We start from the raw sequence: 15,907 nt of genomic DNA, 5'->3' as shown, positions 1-15,907 counted from the left end.
TAGCATGGTGTATTTGTGTTTGGCGCCGGGATTTTTCTAATTGGTCAAATGTTTAATCTGGGTGAAGGTGTTTATACAGATTTCTTCATGTGGGGCCTCGGTATTTTACCACTCGCCTATCACTTGAAAGACAAACTCATTTTTGCGTCTGCTAGCTTATTCTTCATCATTTACGGTTTCAAAGTGTTGAATGGAACGGTTGAATTACCTTATCTGCTTCTACTAATTATTCCGCTACTATTTTGGATGAATGAAAGACGGATGGGTCATTCCAAAGTTTTATTTATTTCCAATGTCATTTTGACTTTACTATTTTCATTCAATTTATTCATTTATTTTGATCTGCATGAAGTACTAATTTTATGTACATTCTTTGCACTTGGATTGTTTCTTGCCTTCTATCCATTTGGCCGATACCAGTTGCCATCCGAATGGCTTGGTTCAGTAGTCTATGGAATGGCGGGGCTGTTTCTGACTTTCCCAAGTACATGGGGGGATTTTATACCGGCAAACAATACAGGAATAGCAGCGATTATTTTCACAATCATTTTTTCAATAATACTGTTGTACTTCTTGAAGATTGGCAGTTTGCCAGCGGTTCTTATTGTGTGCACATTGATCTTCCGCTTCTACGCCGATTTGTCATATAATTTTATGCCAAAATCGTTATTCTTTATCGTTGGAGGCTTGATTTTAATCGGTTTTGGTTTTTGGTTCGAGAAAACTCGGAGAGGAACGGTGATTGCACATGAACATGATGAAAAATAAGGGTATTGGTTTCATTGTTGCACTAACTGTCCCCCTTCTCCTATTAATCGGCCTGACAGTCAAACCATTATGGACATTGACATACGGAGATGATATAGCATTGCTGACAGTGCCAGTAGATCCAAGAGATTTACTGTACGGTGATTATGTCACACTCCGTTATGAAATTGAGGAAGTTCCGAAAAATGAAATTTCGACTGTGATTTTGGACAAACTCAACAAGTCGGTGAATTCCAATGGGTTAACTGTTTACGGAAAACTTGTTAAGCAAGACGATATCTATGTGTTGGATAGTTTATCTGATAAAAAGCCTAGAGGTAGCGTCTATTTAACCGGGAAACTGAGCAGTTATGATTACCAGAATGTTGATGGTGTTAACGTCCATTCCATCGATTTTGGCTTGGAACGCTACTTCGTACCGGAAAACACCGGCAAAGAACTTGAAGATTTATCAGCGAAAGGCCGATTGATGGCGCACTTGAAAGTGAAAAATGGCTATGGGATTTTGCAGGAGATTTCTGCGGTTAAATAATACATACGCACCTTCTTTATAATCACAATAACAGCACTAAGCACGGAATCAATTCAGATTCCGTACTTAGTGCTTTTTAGCTATTCATTCAAAACCATGTCCTCGTTACCCAATGCATCATTGTATCTACACCGCTTGTTCGGTTAGCCCACAACGTAAATCGGCATTCCACTATATGTTACAAGTACTAGTGTCTCCATTTTCATTGATAATAGCAAAATCATGTTTTAGATTTCTGTACAAAAGTTATTCAGTGAAAGGATGCTACTCATAAATGGAAAAGGATTCATCTGTTACCCAAGTTCGGATATTCCCCAAATTTAATACAGATCTACTTGGTAAATGCACAAGGTGAAAGTAGACGCGGAATGATCGCGTTACGAATGTACATACAGATTGAACCACATCTGTTGATTAACTACATTCTTACATAAAGCACTTGTAAGAAATGCATAAAAGTCTACATTTTCACTTGAACATTTCTTGCTCGCTTTGGACGAAACGATCACAACACCTTTACCGCGTGTCTATATTGTTCAAGTAAAAAATGCAACTATTTTTCAAGAAAGGTTGCAAGTGTAACTGCCTTACATTCGAAAAAGTAATGCTATAAAGAAGGAGTAAGCAGTCATTTACTGGTTAACTTTGGCCAATCAACACATGTAATATTGAACTGAGGGATTGCAATATTTACTGAGTGATGACGCCGCAGAAGCTTATCTAATTAGGCATAATGCATCCCCTAGTGCCATATCAATCCAATGGATTTCTTTATTTCAACATTACTATTTAGAATTTTTTGCGTTCAAATCTAACCAACTAAAAAAATTCACCTTATTGACACATAAGATAGTTTAATGTTAAATTAATATGGCTGTAAGTATTATCGTGGAAAAAGGTAATGAACATTTCGATATACGGAACGAGCAAAGTACAAGAAAAAAGGATGGTTTAACTTAATGAATAACAAGAAAAAAATTCACTTTGGCTGGTGGTTACTCATCGGTGTGTCACTTATGGCGGCATTTACACGAGGTGGAATTAATAGCTCAGGTGCATTATTTTTAACACCCGTTTCTCAGGACTTAGGAATTGGTATGGGTAGTTTGACATTATACTTTAGTGTTTCTTCAATTGCTACAATGCTATTTTTACCGATTGCCGGTAAGATGATGGCGAAATATGACATCAGATTACTACTTATTGTCGGTGTAATTTTACAAGCTGGTTCTTTTGCTATGTTTGGCTTAATGGATTCAGTGTGGGGATGGTATTTATTCGCTATTCCAATGGCAATTGGTTCGGTTTTCGTTGCAACAATGGCTGGGCCAGTATTGATCAATAACTGGTTTAAAAAACATAATGGATTAGCAATGGGGGCCATGATGGCATTTGTTGGAATAGGTGGCGCTATCATCTCACCTATCGTTGGAAACCTTATTGCTAACAACGGTTGGAGATCCGCTTACATTACATTAGGACTTGTCGTAATGGCAATCGTTATTCCCATTATTATTTTAACAATCAGAATGGCACCTCAACAAAAAGGTCTGCTACCAATTGGCATGGACGAAGTTAAAAAAGGTGCAAGTGAAACTATAGTTGAGCCTAATAAAGGTGTAATTGCTGCTGTAGCAAGAAAATCTACTGCATTTTATGCATTAGTTATCTTTTTCTTCTTCATAACAGCAATTGCTAGCTTTGGTCAACATATTCCCACATTCGCAATGGGTCTTGGTTACTCCGTTCAATTCGCCGGTAATGCATTAGGTATTTGGATGATTGGTATGCTAGTTGGATCTATCGTTTTTGGTTTCTTAAGCGACAAGATTGGCGCACGAAATACAGCCATCTTCTCAATGATTACGGGATTGGTTTCAATCGGAATGTTGCTTACGATTGCAGATAACTCAACAATTTTTATGATTGCAATCGGGATTTTCGGTGTTGTATCTGCATCGGTTGGAACACTCGGACCTATTCTTACAACTTCCCTTTTCGGCAATAAAGAATTCAGTCAAATTTATTCTACTGCTGCATTAGGACTAGCTGTTGCGGGTATCGTAGCTTTACCTGGATATGGGTTTGTATTTGAATTAACTGGTACTTACACATTAGTACTTTATACAATCGTTGCAATGCTTGTTTTCAATATAGTCTTTATCATCTTAGCGTTTAGAGGTAAAAAGAAACTTGAAAAAGCAGGGTTATGGAATTAATCTCATCTTACCTACTTGAATGAAAAATGCGTTAGAGCCTTCCGGGATACTTTCCAGAAGGCTCTTGTTTTTATTCAAAATTAAAAGTATTTACCGTCACCAAGGGCGATACTACAGCTCGGCTTAGTAACTATTTCTTCGGATTACAAGCGAATGCCCCTGTAACGTTTGATTATCATAGACTGCAAGCGACTCTTCATTATCCATTACTGTCCAATTACTTTCATGAGTCATCATATCTTTTGTTAGATCATCTGACCATCGACATATGTTTGTGTTTCCATCATTCCTTTTTTATACTTGAGAGACTATGTATCGGAGGTTGTTATATTGAAGACTAACAGTAAGTCCATATTAATCAAAAAAGATTTAGAAACAGTTTGGAATGCCATTGCCAATGATGAAGTTTTTTCAATTTGGTATGCTCCAGGTTCCAAGTGGAACATACCCATTTTTAAGGCTGGAGAGCAAGCCACTTTCACATTGAGGCCAAGTTCATACAATGATCTTAAAAAAGAAGAGAGCATGACAATGAAATTTACGATTAAAGAAGTCGTGCAAAATCAAAAATTTTCGTATTACTGGGATTCAAATCAAATACTTTTTTCGATTGAATTAAGCTCTGAACCTGACGGAACAAGAGTAGAATTTAACCAAGAAGGATTCGCCTATTCATTGGCAAATCTAAACGCATATTTGGAAAATCAAGAACTTCCCTATTCTTAATTTAAATCACACCTGTTGATTAACCAAAAGTAACCAGTTAATAACATGATTGGCAGCTTATTTAATTACGATGTGGGCGTAGACATCTCCAAAGTTCCAAAACGTTTATATGATTGAAAAGAATTCTTTATTTCAACTCTATAGACGTTTTTTCATGCTTAACCGGAAATGTTTGTACTTCATTATCGGGCTTGATTACTATTTTATTATTATCCGTTAATGTTATCTCAAGAGGATAGATGGCAGCTTTTTTATCAGAAAATAACCACTTCCTTCCTGGTTGAGTTAATAAAATGAATACCCCATTCTTTCTTTCACCCAAAAAATTAAGCATGTTTGTACTTATTGCATTATTGTCACGTTCAGTCACACCAATAACGGAAAGTTTTTCGCCCACACTTATAGCATCATCTACAGTCATACTGATTTCACTAATATTTAAAATACTTTTAATCGAAAATGCTTCCTTACTATCTTTGGATACTGACTGTCTCGAAATAAACTCTACTATATTACCGGCTGGGTCATAGAAGTACAACGCATGAGCTGGTAAATGAACAAATTCAACTTCATCTTTCCCCTCTTCAACTAATAGACTTACTCTTTCTTTCGTCCATAATTTTGCTTCAAAAAATTTGTTAGCTGGTATGTTAAATGCAAAGTGGTAATAGGGATTGCCTTCTACTACTTTTGTGGAAAACTCTAATTCGCTTGTACCAATGGCGATTCGGAAGCTATTCTTGTCTTCATTCAGTAAAGAAAAACCTAGTATATTAATATAGAAATTTTTCATTTGTACTAAATCTTTTGTAAACAAAACAACCGTTTTGATTTCCATTGCTATACAATCCCTTTTTTCAGTTTTTTGTGTTCTCTATTCCGCACCAACTTGTTGAATGAACTGCATAACCAGCATGGAATTGCGGATTACCTTAAATGGGTCTTGCATCCAACTGATACGCCCTCACTATTTTTGATAATCAAGCAAAATCCCAGCAAATGTCTTGGTAATCATTTCCATTGCTGGCTCATGAAAATCAAATTTTTCATGGTGATGTGGGAACACCTTTTTAGTATCCTCCATTTTTGCACCGACAAAAAAATAGGCACCTGGAACTTGTTGCAGGTAATAGGAAAAGTCCTCGACTGGCATAATCGGTTGTGTTTCAATTACAGCATCACTACCAAATGTATCCGAAGCTGCTTTTCGAACGATGTCCACCTGCTCGGCATGATTCCAAAGTGCATCGTACCCTCTTTCAATTTGCACATCCACCTCACAACCAAGTCCGCGACCCACAGAACGTGCAAGATCCGTCAGACGTTCGCCGGCCAACGTACGCAACTCTTCATCAAAAACACGAATCGTCCCTTCCATCACTGCTTTTTCTGGAATGACATTATCTGCATCCCCAGCATGAAACTTCCCAATTGAAATAACAAGCTCTTTCATTGGATCTGTATTCCGGCTCACAATGGATTGAAGTGCAACCATGATGTGACTGGCTGCTAAAATTGGATCTGCTCCTTTTTGTGGTTCTGCCCCATGTGCTCCAGAACCATTTACAATAATCTTGACGGTATCTTCACCTGCTTGTAAATAACCGTCACGTACATAAACATGACCTGAATCCATAGTAGACTGAAGATGGGCACCGTAAATCGCATCCACTCCATCTAAACAACCATCCGCAATCATGGCTCTCGCCCCACCTGGCGGCAATTCCTCCCCGAACTGGTGAATGAGGATAATGGTTCCTTGCAATTGATCTTTCACTGCATTTACCGCTTTTGCAAAGCCTAATAATGCTGCAGTATGACCATCGTGTCCACAGGCATGCATAACGCCCGGTACGGTTGACTGGTACGGGATATCCTTTGCATCCTGGATTGGCAATGCATCGAAATCAGCTCGGAAAGCAATCGTTTTCCCCGACTTTCCTCCGCGTATTATTCCTACCACACCTCTCCCCCCAACTCCCCGGCGCACTTCGATTCCTAAGTCATCCAAGTAGTTCGCGATGAAGGCTGGTGTTTCAATTTCCTGATGTGATAATTCTGGGTGCATATGTAAATGACGACGCACCTGAATCATTTCTTCAATAGATTCCTCTATACTATTGATTAGTATTTCTTTTAACATCATCTAATCCCCTTTCCTTCAATTCATTTCTGAATAATAAACGAGTCACTTGACCTGTATCTAATCATAGATAAGCGAAAAAAGGAACTTCTCAGTACTTATATCTCCTATTTGTATAATTATACTTGTAAATGCATTTGAATGCATGTTATAATTTTCGACATCGCCAATACAAGTATCTAGTACATTCACCAATGAGTTAAAAATATATTGCTAATCTTCCGATAATAACGTATATTTTATTTACAAACAAATAATTATTCATTATTGAATACTGTTGCCTCTAGGAAAGGTGGTCGTATGACAGGATTTTTCTTACATCCAAATTCAAAAGAAGAAATTATTGATTCGTATGATGAAGATATCATTGTTACTAATCACGCAGGTATTATCGTAAAAGCTTCACAAATTAGTGGACGCTATTACGGGATACGTGCTGAGGATCTCCTCGGAAAATCCGTATATGATTTAGAAAAAAGGGGTATTTTCTCTCCAGCTATTACTCCACTCGTCCTTCTACAAAAAAAGAAGGTAGTTGTCATACAAGCTACCCCTTCTGGACGAAAAGCACTTATTACAGGCGTGCCATTCTTTAATGAGTCAGGCGAAGTTGAATTTGTCCTTAGTTATTCCTATGAAGTAGCCGAACTTCTCGTCATTCAGGAATATATGAAAGAACTTGAAAATGAAATGTCCCTGGCAAAAGAGGAACTCTCGCTACTCCGAAAAGAGAATCTTACAATCGATGGATTGACGATGGAAAACAGGACGACACGAATTGCTTATGAAACCGCTAGGAATGCGGCCGCACTCGATGTTTCTGTCATCTTTTATGGAGAACAAGGAACTGGGAAAACAACAATGGCAAAGTTCATTCATAACGAAAGTAAGCGAAAAAATGGACCTTTCATTGAAATTGACTGCGAAACAATGCCGGAAGCGATGTTTGAACGTGAACTGTTCGGTGGAGAGTTCGAGCAAAGGGTAACGGGTCTGTTGACGTTAGCCCATGAAGGAACCCTCTATTTAAAGGGAATCGATAAACTTTCGGTTCATCTTCAAGGAAAAGTTGCCAATGTACTGAAAGAACGTAGATTTACCCCTATAAATGCAACTACATTTTCTCCACTTGATGTGAGGCTAATTAGCTCAGCTGAAAATGCATTGACAGAATCAATTGCTGTTAAAAAGTTCCATCAAGATTTGTATTACATGCTCCATATTGTTCCAATTCATTTAAAACCGCTTCGTGAACGTAAAGAAGATTTGAGTGCTTTGATTTCCATCTATTTAAGTCAGTTTTCAATTGCACACACTACTACAAAGAAGCTCTCAGATGATGTCTTTAACCAGTTACTACTTCTTGATTGGCATGGAAACCATAGCGAACTCAAAAATGTTATCGAACGGTTGGTTGTCCAAAGTACTTCCCCTATTATCACGGCAAAAGACTTGCCTCCAGAATACCGTAAAAAAACAGACGATGACTTGTCTATTATTCATCTTGAAGGACGAACACTACCAAGTATTTTAGATGATGTTGAAATGAAAGTGTTAAGGGATGCGCAGGAGCGCTATCGTACAACGACTGAAATCGCTAAGTTCCTTGGAATAAGCCAACCTTCTGTCGTTCGCAAACTGAAAAAATATACCGATATTGAGTAGGAGGATTTACTGTGCAGCAAAAATTAGGAGAACAACAAGACTGGCTTCATATGGTCGACAACATTGGAAACTTTCTCGCACCAAGTATGGCAAAAGATCACCCGAACTTACCTGTTGTAAAAGCAGAAGGATGTTATTATTACGGCGCTGATGGTAAGAGGTACCTAGATTTCACTTCTGGCATTGCTGTCGAGAACGTAGGACATCGGCACCCTAAAGTCGTACAGGCGATCAAAGATAGTGCAGACCACCTTATTCATGGTCCATCAGGTGTTATCATCTACGAATCCATCTTAAAACTTGCAGCCGAACTGCAAACGATTTTACCACCAAAACTCGATAACTTCTTTTTCGCGAACAGTGGCACTGAAGCAATTGAAGGTGCGTTAAAACTTGCAAAATATACGTCAAGAAGACCTTATATCGTTTCTTTCACTGGCTGTTTCCATGGACGTTCAATGGGCGCATTAAGTGTGACAACATCGAAAAGTAAATACCGGAAACATTTGCAGCCCACATGGCTTTCCTATCAGTTGCCATATGCACTGCCTGAATACCTTCCTGAAGGAGCAGATCCTGACGTCTTCTTCCCTGAAAAACTTGAGCAAGATGCGAAAAAACTATTCAACCACCAAGTAGATCCGGAAGAAGTCGCTTGTATGATTATCGAACCGATTCTCGGCGAAGGTGGATACATCATTCCACCAAAAGCTTGGCTGAAAAAAGTTCGGGAAATTTGTGACCGCCATGGCATTCTACTTATTTTCGATGAAGTTCAAACTGGATTCGGCCGCACAGGCAATTGGTTCGCTGCACAGACATTCGATGTCAAACCGGATATCATGGCGATCGCTAAAGGGATTGCCGCAGGGCTTCCGCTTAGCGCTACTGTTGCCTCGAAAGAACTAATGGACCAATGGCCGCTCGGCACACATGGAACGACCTTTGGCGGCAATCCTATCGCTTGTTCCGCTGCTCTCGCATCTCTTGAAGTGTTGAAAGAAGAAAAGCTATTGGAAAACGCCACAGCAATGGGCGCCTATGCAGTGGAACGCTTACTTGAAATGAAACTACAACATCCAACCATAAATGACGTTAGAGGTGTTGGTTTGATGATTGGTATCGAGCTTGGCAATCCAGAAACGGGTGAACCTGACGGCGCAGCAGTAATGGCTGTCCTGGATGGTTGTCTCCACAAAGGTGTACTGTTCTACTTGTGCGGCAACTCTGGTGAAGTTATTCGAATGATTCCCCCGCTTACAATAACAAAAGAGCAGATCGATGACGGATTGACTGTATTGGATGAAGCTTTAACGGAATTTGAAAATAAAACAAATTAGAAATGGAGTGATTTATTATGAAAAAGTGGTCAGGGATTGCACTTCTACTCGTTCTAATGATGAGCGTACTTGTGGCATGTGGAACCAAAGATGAAGCAGATGATGAGAAAACAGGTGCATCAGATACGAAGATACTTAAAATGGGAACTTCAGCAGATTATCCCCCATTCGAATATGTCGACACAGCAGTAAGTGATGAAATCATCGGTTTTGATATTGATTTGGCAAAAATGGTTGCCAAAGAACTAGGTTATGAATTAGAAATTGAAGACATGGATTTCAATGGTTTAATTCCCGCGCTCCAAGCAAAAAGCATTGATATGGTCGTTGCAGGTATGGATGGCAACAATGAAGAACGTAAAAAAGTAATTGATTTCTCAACTGCTTATTTTACAGCTACAAATCTAGTTATTACGATGAAGGACAGCAACATCAATAGCGCGGAAGATCTAAAAGGCAAAAAAATTGGTGCTCAAACGGCATCTGTTCAAGAAAAAGGTGCGAAATCACTTGAAGAACAATATGGTTACTCTGTTGAAAGCCGTGACCGCGTTCCGGATCTTTTTCAAGAAATCAAATCTGGTCATCTTGATGCAATCGTCATTGCAGATGTAGTGGCAAATGGCTATATCGAGTCAAATAAGGAACTGTCTAGCTTTGAACTTCCAGAGGAGCACAAATTAGGTTTATCAATGGCTTTCCAAAAAGACAGCGATTTAACTGCTGAATTTGACCGTGTCCTCAAGGAATTACAGGATAAAGGTGAAGTAGAGAAACTAGTTTTGAAATGGTTCAGTAACTAATTCATTCGGGAAAGAAAGGGATGTTAGCCCATGAATTTAGACTTTTCCCAAATTGCCCCCTCAATTCCTTATATTCTACAAGGAATTGGGGTCACTCTGAAAATTGTCGGCGTTGCAGCAATTATAGGTTTTGTAATCGGAATTCTTTTAGCGTTATGTAAAATTGGGAGATTTAAAGGACTAAAATGGTTTGCGGACATCTATACGTCCATTTTCCGTGGAACCCCATTGATTCTCCAACTTCTTTTAATCTATTATGGTACCCCACAGTTATTCGATATTAAAGTCACTGCATATACTGCAGCTGTCTTGGCATTCGGTTTTAATTCGGGCGCATACATTTCTGAAATTATTAGAGCCGGTATTTTAGCTGTAGATAAAGGGCAACTGGAAGCTTCAATGGCCCTCGGCATCCCTTATAAGAAAATGATGATGGATATTGTTTTACCGCAAGCTTTGAAAAACATCTTACCTGCTTTGATGAATGAATTTATTACCTTAACGAAGGAATCTGCGATTGTCACCGTCATTGGTGTAACAGATATTATGAGAAGATCGTATATCGTAGGCGGCAATACTTATCGTTATTTTGAATCGCTAATCTTCGCGGGTGTTATCTATTATCTGATGGTAATTGTTTTAACACTGATTGGTAAAGCGGTTGAAAGGAGGATGAGACGAAGTGATTAAAATTCAGGATCTTCGTAAAAACTTCGGAAAAGTTGAAGTGTTAAAAGGGATTTCAACCACCATTCAAAAAGGGGAAATCATTGCAATTATTGGTCCTTCAGGTTCTGGAAAATCGACATTTCTTCGTTGCATTAATTTACTTGAAACACCTACAAGCGGACATATATGGGTGAATGAAGCTGAAGTAACAAATCCCAAGGTCAATATTATGAAGGTGAGAGAGCAAGTTGGAATGGTATTTCAACAATTTAACCTCTTCCCCCATAAGACTGTTCTTGAAAACATTATCTATGCACCGATGATGGTCAAAGGAACTTCTAAGGATGTAGCAGAAGAACAGGGGCGAGAATTATTAAAAAAGGTAGGACTCGCTGAAAAAGAGAACGAACATCCAGTTCGATTATCGGGCGGACAAAAACAACGTGTAGCCATTGCAAGAGCTTTGGCAATGTCACCCGAAATGATGTTGTTCGATGAGCCAACTTCTGCCCTTGACCCTGAAATGGTGAAGGAAGTACTGGAAGTTATTAAATCGTTAGCACTTACCGGTATGACGATGGCGATTGTAACCCATGAAATGGGATTTGCGCGAGAAGTCGCAGATCGCGTGTTATTTTTGGACGATGGGCAATTAGTTGAAGACGCCCCCCCTGCCGCATTCTTTTCTGCACCAAAAAGTCAACGTGCACAAGACTTTTTAGAGAAGATATTATGATTGTATTAAACTAAAAACCCCAGTAACTCTGTCGATTAATTTCGCCTGAGTTGCTGGGGCTTTAGTTATTTACCTCGTTAAAATTGCATATCCACTTTACACCGAGTCAAATAAATGCCACTTAGATAGTAAAACTCTAAGTGACACGCTTTATATATTATTCAACTGTTCCAAGTTCTATGTTTGACTATCTGTATTCACTGACGACTCTTTTTCGGCGATACAAGAGCGTATCTTTCCCATTTCCTACTCTTCCATCGGTAATACATAATAATAGCACGCGTCCATTCATCTACAGTAATCGCCAGCCATACTCCAACGAGTCCAAGGTTTAATTCGAACACTAGAAAATAGCCTAATGGCAAACTCATCGCTACCATTGAAAAAGAACCAATGATAACCGGATATTTTGCATCTCCAGCTGCACGCAATGAGGAGATAATAACAATGTTCAACGTACGCCCGGTTTCTAGTAAAATACTAAGAAGTAAAACGGATGCCCCTATTTCAATGATTTCAGTGTTATCAGTAAACAACCTCATCAATTGATAGCGGAATATGATAACGAGTGTCACCATACATAACGTAAACAGAAATGCCCATTTGACACTTGTCCAAACACTCGTATATGCCTCGTCTTGCTCGTTTCCGCCAACAAACCTTCCAACAATAATCGCCGTTCCCATACCAATCGCAATCGCGAATAAATACGTAAACATTGATATGTTCACAGCATATTGTCTTGCTGCTAATGATTCCGCTCCTAAGTAAGTTACATAGTATAAGAAGACAATTTGACACCCTTGATACATCACCTGTTCGAATGCGGATGGAATGCCTATCTGTAATATTTTACGAATATATTCTTTTGACAATGTAATATAATAGCGGAACTCTACACGGTATTCCATTACTCGATAAAGTATCCAAAAGAAAACAATCAATGCAAGCAAGCGGCTAACAACAGAAGAAATTGCTGCACCCTGTACCCCTAACTCTGGAAAACCAAAATTCCCGAAAATTAGTGCATAGTTGCCGACTACGTGAACAATGTTCATACCTAATGAAACAAACATCGTTTGTTTTGTAAAGCCATGTACACGAATAATCGCTGATAACGAATTAATAATAGCTTGTAAGAAAATCGCTCCGCCCACAATGATTAAATATTTTGAAGCATGCTCCAGTACATCGCCTTGTAAATTCATAGCAATCATCATATTTTTTGAAAATATAACGAAAATAACACTCATAAGAAGACCGACAATTAAATTTAATGTAACCGCTAATGCTGAAATTTTGGATGCTTCAAGATACCTTTTCGAGCCGAGATATTGTGATACAACAATTGCCGCCCCGTTCCCAATAACTTCTAGGATGAGAATGGCAATATGAACATACTGATTTGCCGCCCCTACACCTGACACAGCATCATCTGACAATGCACTCAACATGAATGTATCCGCGATTCCCATCAACATAAAAAGAAAGACTTCTAAAAAAATTGGCCATGTTAAATGAAATAATTTCAGTTTTTTGTCTGGTTTTTTTGCAGTTTCGGCTGATGCCATTACTACACTTCCCTTCTTTATCCAATTACATTCAAAGTATCTTACCATAAACCTTGAATGTAAACTATAAAGAATGTATGTTAATCGCTTTCATTTTTTGAGAGTGTAAAATATCTTGTGTAAATGAATAAATACAAAAAGGAAGACCTTTTCTTGGTAGAATTAAGTCACCACAACCAATCCTAGAAAAGAGGTCTTCCCTATGACTCAGTTTACAGCAGATATTGTCCAAGCACTAGTCCAAAAACAAGATATTACCGAAGTTTTTCGTTCGCATTTAGAAACAGCGGTAAATGCGCTGCTCGCCACGGAGCTGACGGCTTTTTTAGATTATGAAAAATACGACCGAATCGGTTTTAATTCAGGTAATTCACGTAATGGTTCATATGAAAGAACGCTACACACGGAATATGGTGACCTCCAAATCACAATTCCCCGTGATCGCAACGGCGAGTTTAAACAACAGACAGTCGCACCTTATAAGCGGTCAAATGATACACTTGAATCATTTGTCATTCACATGTTTCAAAAAGGCGTGACCATGTCGGAAATTGCCGATTTAATCGAAAAAATGTATGGCCATCATTACACACGTCAAACAATATCTAATATGACACAGGTAGTGGGTGAACAAGTAGAGGCCTTTACTAAAAGGAAACTCAGTGCGCGCTACGTCTGTGTTTATTTAGACGCAACCTATATTTCTGTTCGACGTGAAACGGTCTCTAAAGAGGCTGTTTATATAGCTGTGGGCATTCGTGAAGATGGATCAAAAGAAGTAATTGCTTACACAATCGCTCCAACAGAATCAGCATTTAATTGGAAAGAGCTCTTACTAGAAACAAAAGAGCGTGGCGTTGAAGAAGTCCTTCTATTCCTTTCAGACGGCTTAACAGGTATGGTTGACACGATTACAAGCGTATTTCCTAAAGCGCAATTCCAAACATGTTTAGTGCATGTGGCGCGCAATATTTCACATAAAGTACGTGTTGAAGACCGTGCTGAGATTTGTGATGACTTCAAAACGGTTTACCGAGCTGATAATCAGGAAGCTGGGCAAGTCGCGTTAGATAATTTCTGTGAAAAGTGGAAAAAATCATACCCAAAGGTGACAAAATCACTCGCTACAAATGACCATCTACTTACCTTCTACAGCTTTCCAAAGTCAATTTGGCGAAGCATATACTCAACGAATTTAATCGAGTCATTTAACAAGCAAATCAAGAAATATACAAAGCGCAAAGAGCAGTTTCCGAACGAAGAAGCACTCGAACGCTTCCTAGTCTCGCAGTTTGAAGAGTACAACCAACGTTTCTCCACACGATGCCATATCGGTTTCGATCAAGCACGCGCAGAGCTGGCTGAGATGTTTGAAGTGAAAGAATAAAAAGTGTGATGATCATTAAGAAGAGGTCCGATTGTCATTTACACATAAATATTGACACTCCCCATTTTTTCTGCAACAAAGCTATGTATAAACTGCGGAAATTACACCGCAATTAAAAAAGTCTTCAATCAGTGGGGATTCTTCATCCTCCACTGATTGTTAGCATAACCATTCGGGCTATTACGATTAGTTGACTCTCCACTTATTCTTCTCGTGTTTGAAGTGGGGATCTTACTGCCCGTTAATGCGGGATAAAACTTATTTAGGCCACCCCATCGATGTCTGGCCCTATTCAAGAAATGTTTCATAAGCCAATTGGATCACCTGTTCAAACAATTTGGTTTCGTGTTGGCGGACCCCCATTACTCACTACACCTTCTTTAAAATCTTCACTTCAAATCCTTTAAATATACGCCATATATTTTCCATGGATTAAAGTCTAGTTTTTTATAAAAGTCCACTAAAATTGTCCAATCAATAATGATAGTTTCAGTATTTCGTTCTTGTAAATAAGCTATTGCAGCTTGAACAATCGCTAATCCGTACCCTTGCTTTTGTTCATTCGCATCAATCCCTAATGGACCAATCCCACCGACCTCTTGTTCAAAAAGGGGACTCCAATAAACGTTTTGTGCAATGAATGGCGAGTGGCTATCATTTATTCTACAAAAACCTATGATTTGACCTTTCTTTTTGACGACAACAAATTCTCGTCCATCCCCATTCATTTCAAAGTACTTCATCGTTTCATAGACCCATCTTCCGGGAAAACATCTTTCTAGAAATAAAATTAGATCAACTTCTTCCTCCTTTTTAAGGATTGAAAATACAACTGAATTATCAACAGGTAAGTCATATTTTTTATCCAGGTGATTAATCAAGTCATATGTGTCTACTCTTTTAGTGTAGCCATGTTTTTCCGCCAACTTTTGAGCATTCTTATATTGATCCGGTATACCCGAGAAATAGTGAAAGGGGTCACCACCCAATTGCATCTCCTCAACACCATTTCCTTTTAATTGTGCTTCTGCACGTTTAAGAAGCTTTGTTCCAAGCCCTTTCCCCCGGTGTGTACTGTCTATTAATAACACTTGGATCCAGCCCCTTTTAGGATCCATTTTCACGTCTATTGTTTCTTGCCATCGTTTAGCAACTACAAATCCAATCACATGGTCTTGATCATCTACTGCGATATAAGAACCTTCATAGCTAACGTTCACGTCATTGAAACTATTCTGTATAAACAGCTCTTTACGCATCGGAAAATCTACGGCTAATTCTTTATTCCATAACTCTACTAGCTCTTCTAATCTATCGCGTTTCCAAGCAATGATTTTCATCTAGACCC

At 38.8% G+C, this 15,907-nt stretch carries 14 protein-coding genes; 10 read left to right on the top strand and 4 right to left on the bottom strand.

Features of this window, described 5'->3' with window-relative positions; genetic code table 11:
- The first annotated feature begins 15 nt into the window (after nucleotides 1-15).
- From MKX62_RS17650 to MKX62_RS17635, 4 genes are all read left to right on the top strand, one after another.
- Nucleotides 16-768, top strand: a complete 753-nt coding sequence (locus tag MKX62_RS17650) for a DUF2157 domain-containing protein (protein ID WP_340741982.1) — start codon at nucleotides 16-18, stop codon at nucleotides 766-768.
- Nucleotides 749-1,300: a GDYXXLXY domain-containing protein gene (locus MKX62_RS17645; RefSeq protein WP_255428685.1), complete on the top strand. Its 552-nt coding sequence runs from the start codon at nucleotides 749-751 to the stop codon at nucleotides 1,298-1,300. The genes MKX62_RS17650 and MKX62_RS17645 overlap by 20 nt, the downstream gene beginning before the upstream one ends.
- Before the next feature lie 959 nt (nucleotides 1,301-2,259).
- Nucleotides 2,260-3,519 carry an MFS transporter gene (locus MKX62_RS17640; RefSeq protein WP_187047553.1) on the top strand — a complete coding sequence of 420 codons (1,260 nt, stop codon included), beginning with the start codon at nucleotides 2,260-2,262 and terminating at the stop codon, nucleotides 3,517-3,519.
- A 330-nt stretch (nucleotides 3,520-3,849) separates the two neighbouring features.
- Nucleotides 3,850-4,245 carry an SRPBCC family protein gene (locus MKX62_RS17635; RefSeq protein ID WP_340741981.1) on the top strand — a complete coding sequence of 132 codons (396 nt, stop codon included), beginning with the start codon at nucleotides 3,850-3,852 and terminating at the stop codon, nucleotides 4,243-4,245.
- Nucleotides 4,246-4,372: 127 nt separating this feature from the next.
- Here the strand turns inward: MKX62_RS17635 and MKX62_RS17630 are convergent, their stop codons facing one another.
- The gene (locus MKX62_RS17630; protein ID WP_340741980.1) at nucleotides 4,373-5,083 is read right to left on the bottom strand and encodes a VOC family protein; all 711 of its coding nucleotides are present in this window, start codon (nucleotides 5,081-5,083) and stop codon (nucleotides 4,373-4,375) included.
- Between the two features lie 129 nt (nucleotides 5,084-5,212).
- A complete protein-coding gene (locus MKX62_RS17625; RefSeq protein ID WP_340741979.1) occupies nucleotides 5,213-6,388 on the bottom strand; it encodes a M20 metallopeptidase family protein in 1,176 nt (391 codons plus the stop codon).
- Between the two features lie 300 nt (nucleotides 6,389-6,688).
- Here MKX62_RS17625 and MKX62_RS17620 point away from each other — a divergent pair, with 300 nt between their 5' ends.
- The 5 genes from MKX62_RS17620 to MKX62_RS17600 are packed head-to-tail and all read left to right on the top strand — an operon-like array spanning nucleotide 6,689 to nucleotide 11,601.
- Nucleotides 6,689-8,053 carry a sigma 54-interacting transcriptional regulator gene (locus MKX62_RS17620; RefSeq protein WP_067208524.1) on the top strand — a complete coding sequence of 455 codons (1,365 nt, stop codon included), beginning with the start codon at nucleotides 6,689-6,691 and terminating at the stop codon, nucleotides 8,051-8,053.
- Nucleotides 8,054-8,064: 11 nt separating this feature from the next.
- Nucleotides 8,065-9,393 carry an aspartate aminotransferase family protein gene (locus MKX62_RS17615; protein ID WP_340741978.1) on the top strand — a complete coding sequence of 443 codons (1,329 nt, stop codon included), beginning with the start codon at nucleotides 8,065-8,067 and terminating at the stop codon, nucleotides 9,391-9,393.
- Nucleotides 9,394-9,410: 17 nt separating this feature from the next.
- Complete coding sequence (locus tag MKX62_RS17610) at nucleotides 9,411-10,196, top strand: transporter substrate-binding domain-containing protein (protein WP_340741977.1); 786 nt, start codon at nucleotides 9,411-9,413, stop codon at nucleotides 10,194-10,196.
- Between the two features lie 30 nt (nucleotides 10,197-10,226).
- Nucleotides 10,227-10,886 (top strand): amino acid ABC transporter permease, encoded by a 660-nt coding sequence (locus MKX62_RS17605; RefSeq protein ID WP_187047547.1) that lies wholly within the window; start codon nucleotides 10,227-10,229, stop codon nucleotides 10,884-10,886.
- Complete coding sequence (locus MKX62_RS17600) at nucleotides 10,879-11,601, top strand: amino acid ABC transporter ATP-binding protein (RefSeq protein WP_067208515.1); 723 nt, start codon at nucleotides 10,879-10,881, stop codon at nucleotides 11,599-11,601. The genes MKX62_RS17605 and MKX62_RS17600 overlap by 8 nt, the downstream gene beginning before the upstream one ends.
- 197 nt (nucleotides 11,602-11,798) lie before the next feature.
- Here MKX62_RS17600 and MKX62_RS17595 read toward each other — a convergent pair whose 3' ends face one another.
- Nucleotides 11,799-13,172: an MATE family efflux transporter gene (locus MKX62_RS17595; RefSeq protein ID WP_340741976.1), complete on the bottom strand. Its 1,374-nt coding sequence runs from the start codon at nucleotides 13,170-13,172 to the stop codon at nucleotides 11,799-11,801.
- Between the two features lie 202 nt (nucleotides 13,173-13,374).
- On the opposite strand from MKX62_RS17595, the gene MKX62_RS17590 reads away from it, so the two are divergent.
- Nucleotides 13,375-14,559, top strand: a complete 1,185-nt coding sequence (locus MKX62_RS17590; protein WP_340741403.1) for an IS256 family transposase — start codon at nucleotides 13,375-13,377, stop codon at nucleotides 14,557-14,559.
- Between the two features lie 389 nt (nucleotides 14,560-14,948).
- Here MKX62_RS17590 and MKX62_RS17585 read toward each other — a convergent pair whose 3' ends face one another.
- The gene (locus MKX62_RS17585) at nucleotides 14,949-15,899 is read right to left on the bottom strand and encodes a GNAT family N-acetyltransferase (protein WP_340741975.1); all 951 of its coding nucleotides are present in this window, start codon (nucleotides 15,897-15,899) and stop codon (nucleotides 14,949-14,951) included.
- Nucleotides 15,900-15,907 lie beyond the last annotated feature (8 nt).

The organism is Sporosarcina sp. FSL K6-5500, from assembly GCF_038005665.1.
GTDB lineage: Bacteria > Bacillota > Bacilli > Bacillales_A > Planococcaceae > Sporosarcina > Sporosarcina psychrophila.
The sequence above is the reverse complement of the archived record's forward strand: the minus strand, read 5'-3'. Positions and strand labels throughout refer to the sequence as shown.

Excerpts from the sequence above, each read along its gene's own strand:
- MKX62_RS17645 (WP_255428685.1), top strand. The coding sequence starts at position 749 with ATGAACATGATGAAAAATAAGGGTATTGGTTTCATTGTTGCACTAACT.
- MKX62_RS17640 (WP_187047553.1), top strand. The coding sequence starts at position 2,260 with ATGAATAACAAGAAAAAAATTCACTTTGGCTGGTGGTTACTCATCGGT.
- MKX62_RS17630 (WP_340741980.1), bottom strand. The coding sequence starts at position 5,083 with ATGGAAATCAAAACGGTTGTTTTGTTTACAAAAGATTTAGTACAAATG.
- MKX62_RS17625 (WP_340741979.1), bottom strand. The coding sequence starts at position 6,388 with ATGTTAAAAGAAATACTAATCAATAGTATAGAGGAATCTATTGAAGAA.
- MKX62_RS17620 (WP_067208524.1), top strand. The coding sequence starts at position 6,689 with ATGACAGGATTTTTCTTACATCCAAATTCAAAAGAAGAAATTATTGAT.
- MKX62_RS17610 (WP_340741977.1), top strand. The coding sequence starts at position 9,411 with ATGAAAAAGTGGTCAGGGATTGCACTTCTACTCGTTCTAATGATGAGC.
- MKX62_RS17605 (WP_187047547.1), top strand. The coding sequence starts at position 10,227 with ATGAATTTAGACTTTTCCCAAATTGCCCCCTCAATTCCTTATATTCTA.
- MKX62_RS17595 (WP_340741976.1), bottom strand. The coding sequence starts at position 13,172 with ATGGCATCAGCCGAAACTGCAAAAAAACCAGACAAAAAACTGAAATTA.
- MKX62_RS17590 (WP_340741403.1), top strand. The coding sequence starts at position 13,375 with ATGACTCAGTTTACAGCAGATATTGTCCAAGCACTAGTCCAAAAACAA.
- MKX62_RS17585 (WP_340741975.1), bottom strand. The coding sequence starts at position 15,899 with ATGAAAATCATTGCTTGGAAACGCGATAGATTAGAAGAGCTAGTAGAG.